This is a genomic window from Bacteroidota bacterium (assembly GCA_030706565.1).
Lineage (GTDB): Bacteria > Bacteroidota > Bacteroidia > Bacteroidales > JAUZOH01 > JAUZOH01.
This window is the reverse complement of record JAUZOH010000141.1, coordinates 1-8865: the sequence shown is the minus strand read 5'-3', so window position 1 is coordinate 8865 and position 8865 is coordinate 1. Positions and strand designations below refer to the sequence as shown.

The 8865-nt window shown below is 38.7% G+C and carries 7 protein-coding genes; 5 read left to right on the top strand and 2 right to left on the bottom strand.

The window, feature by feature from the left end; genetic code table 11:
* Together Q8907_08800 and Q8907_08795 are read right to left on the bottom strand one after the other, a co-directional pair.
* Nucleotides 1-656 (bottom strand): LytTR family DNA-binding domain-containing protein (locus tag Q8907_08800; protein ID MDP4274362.1); only part of this gene is annotated, 656 nt, incomplete at its 3' end.
* Complete coding sequence (locus tag Q8907_08795; protein ID MDP4274361.1) at nucleotides 646-1680, bottom strand: histidine kinase; 1035 nt, start codon at nucleotides 1678-1680, stop codon at nucleotides 646-648. The genes Q8907_08795 and Q8907_08800, both read right to left, overlap by 11 nt.
* A 235-nt stretch (nucleotides 1681-1915) precedes the next feature.
* Between Q8907_08795 and Q8907_08790 the strand changes: the two genes are divergently transcribed.
* From Q8907_08790 to Q8907_08770, 5 genes are all read left to right on the top strand, one after another.
* Nucleotides 1916-2293 carry a hypothetical protein gene (locus tag Q8907_08790; GenBank protein MDP4274360.1) on the top strand — a complete coding sequence of 126 codons (378 nt, stop codon included), beginning with the start codon at nucleotides 1916-1918 and terminating at the stop codon, nucleotides 2291-2293.
* Nucleotides 2294-2398: 105 nt separating this feature from the next.
* On the top strand, nucleotides 2399-3562 hold the full coding sequence (locus Q8907_08785; protein ID MDP4274359.1) for an efflux RND transporter periplasmic adaptor subunit: 1164 nt from the start codon (nucleotides 2399-2401) through the stop codon (nucleotides 3560-3562).
* A gap of 54 nt (nucleotides 3563-3616) precedes the next feature.
* Complete coding sequence (locus Q8907_08780; GenBank protein MDP4274358.1) at nucleotides 3617-6790, top strand: efflux RND transporter permease subunit; 3174 nt, start codon at nucleotides 3617-3619, stop codon at nucleotides 6788-6790.
* A gap of 34 nt (nucleotides 6791-6824) precedes the next feature.
* The gene (locus Q8907_08775; GenBank protein ID MDP4274357.1) at nucleotides 6825-8219 is read left to right on the top strand and encodes an efflux transporter outer membrane subunit; all 1395 of its coding nucleotides are present in this window, start codon (nucleotides 6825-6827) and stop codon (nucleotides 8217-8219) included.
* Between the two features lie 239 nt (nucleotides 8220-8458).
* The coding region (locus Q8907_08770; protein MDP4274356.1) for a hypothetical protein at nucleotides 8459-8865 on the top strand (407 nt) is incomplete at its 3' end.

Here is an 8865-nt window from a genome sequence, read left to right as displayed (position 1 = left end):
GTTATCTTTTCCAGGGAAACGATATAGGATTTATGTATTCGCATGAATTTGTTGGAAGGCAGTGTTTTTTCCAGTTCTTTTAAGGAGAACAGGCCCATGATCTGCTTTTCTTTTGTTTGAAAAGTGACGTATTCCAGTGCCCCTTCTATAAAAAAGATATCATCATACGAGAGTTTGATGATTTTTCTTTCAGATTTAATGACGATAAAATCATTCGCTTTTCTTGACCTTTCCTCCGAAATATCAGTCCTTGCCTGTTCATATAATTCGGCTTTTCTTCTTGTTTCCGCTATTTCTATAGCTATGTTTACGGCCTTTAAAAATCTGGGGAAAGAGACGGGTTTTACCAGATATTCAATGACATTTAATTCAAAGCCCTGAAGTGCAAATTCGGGATATGCTGTAACAAAGATAATTAAAGGATGAAAAGGGATATTTTTAATAAAATCTATTCCTGAAATATCCGGCATTTGAATATCCAGAAAAACAATGTCGATCTGCTCTTTCTGTAGCAACCCCATTGCCGTCAGCGGACTATCAAAAGAACCGACAAGGTTTAGTTCTGGGATTTTTGCCAGGTAATCGGAAATTAATTTTCTTGCCAGGAATTCATCATCAATGATTATGCAATTGTATTGGTTTTTGCTACTGTCCATGACCGATTTGCAATTCAAGTTTAAATTCTTTGTCGTTATTGTTAATTTTAAAGGAATAGTTGTCCGGGTATATAAGGTCAAGCCTCATTTTGACATTGTTCAGCCCAATTCCATTACTCGAATTTAACCATTTTACAGGAGGTTCGGAAGGTATGCTGTTTGCTATATGGAAGCGGAGCCTTTCTCCATGTTGTTCAATATCCAACTGTACATATCCGTTGGGATCTTTTTCAACCAGACTATGTTTGAAGCTGTTTTCTATCAGCGGAATTAAAAGCATAGGGGCAATTTTGTAATTCTCATCTTCAATATTTTCAGTAAACGAAATATTTTGTTTTTGCTCCGTTTTCATCTGTTGAAATTCAATAAAGTTCCGGATATAATCCACTTCATTACGCAACCTGACGAAATCGGATTTACAGTCATAAAGCACATACCTCAACATATCTGAAAGCATGAGTATTTTTTCCGGTGTAGAAGGGTCACCAATGTAAGAAATCGTGTATATGTTATTTAATGCATTGAATAAAAAATGAGGATTTATCTGTGACTTAAGAAATTTTAATTCTGTTTCCACCCGCTGGCGGCTTAGTTCTTTAATTTTATTTTTATTTTCCTCTTCTTTTTTAAGGACATAAAATGCTATGCTCACTACCAGGGCGATCAGGTTAATTAAGGAATGTTGAAAAATGGCAATGGGCCATGGCCGTTGTGAAATCTGAATATGACTAAAAATTAAAGGAAACAGAATTTTTTCAATACTGACCGCAATAGTCACTACAAACACTAACAACAGACTAACTGAGAATATGTACTTTTTCCGTTTAGAATCGAAAAATTTAGGGAGTAAATTTAAGAGGTTTACCTGGGATATAACGTATTGACTTACAGTGTATAAAATACTTGTGGTCATTGCACGATAAAAGGATACCTGGGAATAGAAAATAAAATAGAATAAGGCAACAGCAAGCCAGAATACCTGTGGTTTCCTGGAAGTTCGTAGTATCCAATTCTCTTCTTTCATGATTTGGCAAATATAATTTAATGGACTGATAATTTAAAATATATTTTACTTTGAAGTTCAGCCTTTTATGAATTTTATTGTTCATGCTTCAATTTTGTCTTTTGATTGAAATATTGATGACTTTCATTGAATATATTTCTTTTTCTATGATTTATCATTGATTTTTGTATGCTAAAGGTAAAATATAAAGATTGAAATAAGCTGAAGTTGCCTTTTTCTGACTAAAATGGAAGAAATGATAGAGTGTGAATTTATAGGATCGAATAGGTTAGTCGAGAAATTTGACGGAAAAATAAGGGCAGATGATTTGATTTTTCTCAAAGAAGAGGAGTTTATGCATAAAAATTATCATAAGGGGATTAATTTTCTGATGGATTTAAGAGAAGCCGAAATCATTGGATCGGAAATTTCCTGGCTTCAAAAAATTAATGACTTTTTGAGTGTGAAAGGTTTTAATCTGAAAAATTCAAATATCGCTATACTTGTCAATTTATTACAGTTTGACATTTTTAACAGATGGCTTAAAGAGGTGAAAATAGCGGAAAATCAACTCAGAATAAAAATTTTTTTAAAGGATACTGAAGCCGAACACTGGCTGAGGGAATTTGAGTAATTAAATTTATATTGTTACTTATGCCTGATAAGTTTGGAATTATTTTTACTTTTTATAGGATTTTAAACTTGTAAATTGTTTCATTGAATTAAAAATATCATGAAGATGAAGTTTGTTTTATTTTTTATTGCCTCTATTTTGGTTTTGAGTTCATGCGGTAACATGAAAGATAAAAAAGACAAAGATGAAGGAGGTAAGGATTACACGGTGGTGACCATTTTACCACGGTCGACGGTGCTGTACACCGATTATCCTGCCACTTTAAAGGGGCAGCAGACTGTTGAAATACGGCCCAGGGTAGAAGGTTATATCCAAAGAATCCTGGTTGATGAAGGGGCTATGGTACGGAAAGGACAACTTTTATTTGAGCTGAACAGTGATGAACCCCGGCAGGAGGTGAGGTCTGCACTGGCCGATATTAAAGTTGCCCAGGCAGATGTGGCCGTAGCACAGATGGATGTCAACAAAAAACGTCCTTTGGTTGAGAAGAATATTATCAGCCATTATGAGTTGGAATCTGCCCAATGTGTTCTTAAATCAAAGCAGGCAGCACTGGCTCAGGCAAGGGTTAAATTGGAAAATGCAAAGATCAATCTGAGGTATACCCATATTACCAGCCCTGCTTCAGGCCTTATCGGAACTTTTCCTTACCGGGTGGGAAGCCTGGTTAATAGTTCCATTGCACAGCCATTAACCGTGCTTTCAGATATCAGCAAGGTTTATGCCTATTTCTCGATGAACGAGAAGGAATTTCTCGATTTTACCAGGGGAATTGGAGGGCGTACATTACAGGAAAAATTAAAGCACCTGCCTGCTGTATCTTTTATTCTTGCTGACAATACCCCTTATAAACATGCCGGAAGAATAGAAACTGCAAGCGGTATTGTGGATACGCAAACTGGTTCAATACAATTAAGGGCAAGTTTCCTTAATCCTGAAGGTGTTTTGCGTAGTGGTGGCAGTGGAACAGTACGTATTCCTAAAAACCTGTCTTCTGCTTTATTGATCCCGCAAAAAGCTACTTACGAAATTCAGGGCAAATATTTTGTTTATGTGGTCGGAAATGACCGGAAAGTAAAAAATACAGAAATCAAAATTTTGGATGCCAATTCTAAGACTTATTATGTGGTGACCAGTGGGATTCATGGAGGGGACAGGATTGTCCTTGATGGGGTGAACAAGCTCAAGGATGGAATGCGGATCATCCCTCATTCTGCAAATGTAGACAGTCTTTATGTTTCAAATTCCGGACAGCAGTCTGATATTTAATTTAGTGATCATTAAATTTATTTGAGATAAAACATTATATAATATTCACAGTTTATGCTTAGACGTTTTATAGAAAGACCGGTATTGTCAACCGTCGTTTCTATTATTATTGTAATACTTGGAATCCTTGGGCTGTTGTCTTTGCCTATTGAACAATATCCGAATATAGCTCCTCCCACGATCCGTGTATCTGCAAACTATACAGGTGCAAATGCCGATGTGGTCCTTAGGAGTGTTGTCATTCCTCTTGAAGAACAAATCAATGGCGTGGAGAATATGACTTATATGAACTCTACGGCCAGCAATGATGGTTCGGCCTCCATTGATGTGTATTTTAAACAGGGGACCAATCCGGATATTGATGCAGTAAATGTGCAGAATAAGGTATCCAGGGCAACAAGCAAATTGCCCAGTTCTGTTGTAAAATCTGGAGTAACCACCTCAAAACGCCAGAACAGTACATTGATGATGTTCTCTGTGTACAACAAATCCCCTCATTCCCGGTTTGATGAGACTTTTCTTCAGAATTATGTCAAGATAAATCTTCTACCGCAGATTCAGCGCGTTCCCGGGGTTGGTGATGTGTCGATCATGGGGTCAAAAGATTATTCCATGAGGGTGTGGCTGAAGCCCGATGTGATGGCAACTTATGGACTTACTCCTGATGATGTAAACAATGCTTTAAATGACCAGAGTTTGGAGGCAGCACCCGGTAAATTGGGTGAAAACAATAACCAGGCATTTGAGTATGTTATGAAATATAAAGGAAGGCTTAAGACCCAGGCTGAATATGAAAATATTGTAGTCCGCGCTAATGCAGATGGAAGTGTGCTTAGGTTGAAGGATGTTGCCAGAATAGAACTGGGTTCTGACAGTTATTCCATTATTTCCTCGACAATGAATTCTCCGGCAGCCAATGTGGTCGTTAACCAATCGCCGGGATCAAACGCAAGGGATGTTACCAATCAGGTAAAAAAGGTGCTTCAGGATGCTTCTGTCTCTTTCCCAAGCGGGGTTACTTACCGCTTGTTGGTTGATGGCAACGATTTCCTGGATAGTTCCATAAAGAAAGTGGTCAGGACTCTTTGTGAAGCTTTCTTTTTGGTTGTAATTGTCGTTTTCCTTTTTCTGGGTGATTTCAGGTCGACCATCATTCCTGCTATTTCTGTACCAGTTGCTATCATCGGAACATTTTTCTTCCTCAACCTTTTTGGTTATACCATCAATATGCTGACGCTGTTTGCCTTGGTTTTGGCGATTGGTATTGTGGTGGATGATGCGATTGTCGTTGTCGAGGCGGTTCATGCCAAGCTCGATGCCGGGGCAAAAAATGCGAAGGCTGCTACCGTTGCGGCCATGGATGAAATTGCCGGCGCTATTGTTTCCATAACGCTTGTTATGTCTGCAGTTTTTATCCCGGTTACCTTTTTGACGGGTTCTACCGGGGCCTTTTACCGGCAGTTTGGTATTACCCTGGCTATTGCAATTATCATATCTGCCGTTAATGCATTAACGTTGAGCCCGGCCCTTTGTGCATTGTTTTTAAAGGCCCATGAACAGGAGGGGCCAACTTTAAGTTTATTGCAGCGTTTTAATATCGCCTTTAATACTGCTTTCCAGTCAACCGTTCAAAAATATAGGAGAGGAATTGCTTTTGTGACTTCTAAACGCGGGTTGGTGCCAATTGGAATTCTGGTTTTCATAGGGATTTTATTTATTATGATAAAAATCACACCTACTGGTTTTATTCCGGCTGAGGATAATGGGACAATTTACGTTGATGTGGGTTTGCCTCCTGCTTCTTCTTTGATGAGGACACAAGCCGTATTACAGGAAATCGACCGTTATGCGGCAAATATTAAAGAGATTCAGACCCGGTCAATCAATGTAGGAAGAGGGATGTTTAGCGGTAAAGGAAGTTCTTACGGTATGTTGACTTTTAGATTGACCAATTGGAGCCAGCGCGAAGGTAAAGGCCAGGATCTTAAAAGTATTATTGAAAAACTCAGGAAGAAAACGGCACATATTCGGGAAGCTAAAATAGTTTTCTTTTCTCCTCCTATGGTTTCCGGTTTCAGTTTTTCCGATGGTTTTGACCTCAAACTTCAGGATAAAACCGGCGGGGATATTATTAAATTTGACCAGGTATCCAAGGATTTTCTGGCTGCCCTGACCAAACGGCCAGAAATCAAGTATGCTGCTACTCCTTTTGATACCAAGTTCCCTCAATACATGGTTAATGTTGATGCTGCAAAATGCAAGCAGTCAGGTATTGACGTCAGTACGATCTTGTCGACTTTACAAGGTTATATTGGCGGAGTGTACGCAGCTGATTTTAACCTGTTTGGCAAGCAATACCGTGTAATGATGCAGGCTGAACCCAAATACCGCGGAAATCCTGAAAGTTTGAACGGAATTTATGTAAAGACCGGAAGCGGAGCAATGGCTCCCATCTCTGAATTTGTTTCTTTGAACAAAACTTACGGCCCGGATAATATTTCACGGTACAACATGTATAATGCCATTTCAATAAGTGGAAATTCAGCCGACGGATATAGCTCGGGTGATGCAATTAGGGCTGTACAGCAGGTGGCTGCCCAGGAATTGCCTGCAGGATATGGATATGAATTTTCCGGTTTAACCCGTGAGGAATTGGCTTCTGGCGGACAAGCCATATTGATCTTTATCCTGAGTTTTATTTTCGTTTACTTTTTGCTCTGTGCCCAGTACGAAAGCTATATTTTGCCTTTCTCGATCTTGCTGTCGTTGCCCTTTGGTATTACAGGCTCATTTTTATTTGCCAAACTTTTGGGTGTCAGCAATAATATTTATCTGCAGATTTCATTAATTATGTTGATCGGATTGTTATCGAAAAATGCAATATTAATTGTGGAATTTGCTTTACAACGTCGCCGTCATGGAATGCCGATTGTAAAAGCGGCTATCGAGGGTGCAGCTGCGCGTTTACGCCCAATTTTAATGACCTCTTTTGCTTTCATCTTTGGATTGATGCCCTTGGCTTTGTCTTCCGGATTGGGTGCCAATGGAAACCGTTCCATTGGTATTGGTGCTGCGGGAGGTATGTTGGTGGGTACCCTGTTGGGAATATTTGTTATTCCTACGCTTTTTGTGATCTTCCAAAGCCTTCAGGAAAAGGTCAGCAGGAAACCTGCGATAAAACTGGAAGAGGCTGATAAAGGAGAAGAAATAGTCAACCAGGATGTATGATGAGTGTATTTTTGTAACAATGATTAAGAAAAACATGAAAAAAAAATATTTTTGCCGGTTTTTTTTGCTGATGTTGTCTATGACGCTGGTGGTTTCTTCCTGCCGGACAGCACTCCATTTCCAGAAACCCGACGTATCCGTTAACGATTTATACCAAAATCCTGTCACTTCAGATACTACTAATATTGCCGATATTCCCTGGCGTTCTTTTTTCAGTGATCAGAATTTACAGGCATTAATTGACGAAAGTCTTTCCAAAAACCTTGATTTGCAGGTGGCAGCCCAACAAATTGCTGAAGCAGAGGCTTATTTTTCACAATCCAAAGCATCTTTGTTTCCGGGATTATCGGCTCAGGCGGATGGAGCTTTTTATAAAAATTCACAGTCACTGAATTCCAATGCACTGTCTCATACCCAGCAATATACGCTGGGGCTTAATTCCAGCTGGGAAGCGGATGTTTGGGGAAAATTAAGCAGTGCCAAGCGGGCCTCTTATGCATCATTATTATATTCTCAAGCAGGGAAACAGGCTGTTCAAACCAAACTTATTTCGGATATTGCTACGGTATACTATACGCTGGCTGCTCTTGATTCTCAACTGGTTATCACTCAAAGAACAGTTCAAAACAATATTTCTTTGGTCGAAACCATGAAAGTATTGCAGGAAGGTACGGTTGTCAACGGTGCTGCAGTTGTTCAAACTGAAGCAAGCCGGTATGCAGCAGAGGTTACCATTCCCGATTTGAAACAAAGTATTCTTGAGGCAGAACATACTCTTAGTTTATTGGTGGGCCGTGTTCCGGGCAGTATCAAACGTTCATCATTAGTGAATCAGCATTTCAATGACACTTTGAAGGTAGGGGTCCCTGCCCAATTACTAAGAAACCGTCCTGATGTGATGGAAGCTGAATATTCACTGGCAAAAGCTTATGAGGTAACCAATAATGCCCACGCTTATTTCTATCCCTCACTTACAATTACGGCTTCAGGAGGATTTACTTCGGCCGATTTGCAGAATTTTTTTAAACCCGGGTCATTGTTTGGAAATTTAATAGGCGGTTTGACTCAACCCTTGTTTAATCAGCGAACCAACAGGACCAGGTTGGAGGTGGCTGCTGCCCTGCAACAGGAAGCTTTACTGAAGTTCGAAAACACCTTACTTACTGCCGGACAGGAGGTTTCGAATACAATGGGCCTGTATGAAAATGTGGCAGAAAAGATTTCAATCCGCAGCAAGCAGCTGGAGGCATTGAATACATCGGTTGATTACACCAAAGAATTATTAAAAAATGGTAGCGCAAATTATACTGAGGTACTGACTGCCCAACAAAATCTCTTGACAGCTGAGCTCAATAATGTAAATGACCGCTTGCAACAAATAAAGGCGTTTATTACCCTTTACCGGGAATTGGGTGGAGGCTGGAAGTAACCCTTATTGAAAATTTGTAGAACAATAGAAATATCTTGAAAAAAAGTTAAAGATAGATAGTTAATTTTAGTTAGGTTGATTTATTAATTTTGAAAGGGATTTAAGGTGTAAAAACCGGATAATCCCTTTTTTATTGATTAACCCTTAAATTTAAGGTTCTGTTAAAGATTTTTAACTTATTTAACTAAGAAATAGTCCCTATTTTTGTAACTTATTATGTTACACTAAAAAAGTGAAATATGATCAAAAAAATATATGCTATTATCAAATATTTTATAGGCTATTTAAAAGATTTGCAAATAATTATAAAAATCAGCCCAAAATTTGTATTCTCTTTCTTTGCTTTAATTCTTTTTTATACGGCATATTCTCAGACAAATGACTGGAAAAATCCTTCTGTTTTGGCAATTCATAAAGAAGACTATCATATTTCTGTCGTTCCATTCCCTGATGAACAAAAGGCCTTTGATCTGGAAAAAGAAAAATCTCCATATTATTTATCTTTAAATGGTTTCTGGAAATATAAGTTTATACCTGATGTTTCTTTTCTCCCCGTTAATTATAAACCTGAATTTGATGTGAATTCCTGGGACACGGTTCAGGTTCCGGGAATCATTAGTCAGTCTTCTTCGAATTTAAAAGCTGC

What these genes read in the sequence shown, in the direction of transcription:
- Q8907_08795 (MDP4274361.1), bottom strand. Translation starts at nt 1,680, where the DNA reads ATGAAAGAAGAGAATTGGATACTACGAACTTCCAGGAAACCACAGGTA.
- Q8907_08790 (MDP4274360.1), top strand. Translation starts at nt 1,916, where the DNA reads ATGATAGAGTGTGAATTTATAGGATCGAATAGGTTAGTCGAGAAATTT.
- Q8907_08785 (MDP4274359.1), top strand. Translation starts at nt 2,399, where the DNA reads ATGAAGTTTGTTTTATTTTTTATTGCCTCTATTTTGGTTTTGAGTTCA.
- Q8907_08780 (MDP4274358.1), top strand. Translation starts at nt 3,617, where the DNA reads ATGCTTAGACGTTTTATAGAAAGACCGGTATTGTCAACCGTCGTTTCT.
- Q8907_08775 (MDP4274357.1), top strand. Translation starts at nt 6,825, where the DNA reads ATGAAAAAAAAATATTTTTGCCGGTTTTTTTTGCTGATGTTGTCTATG.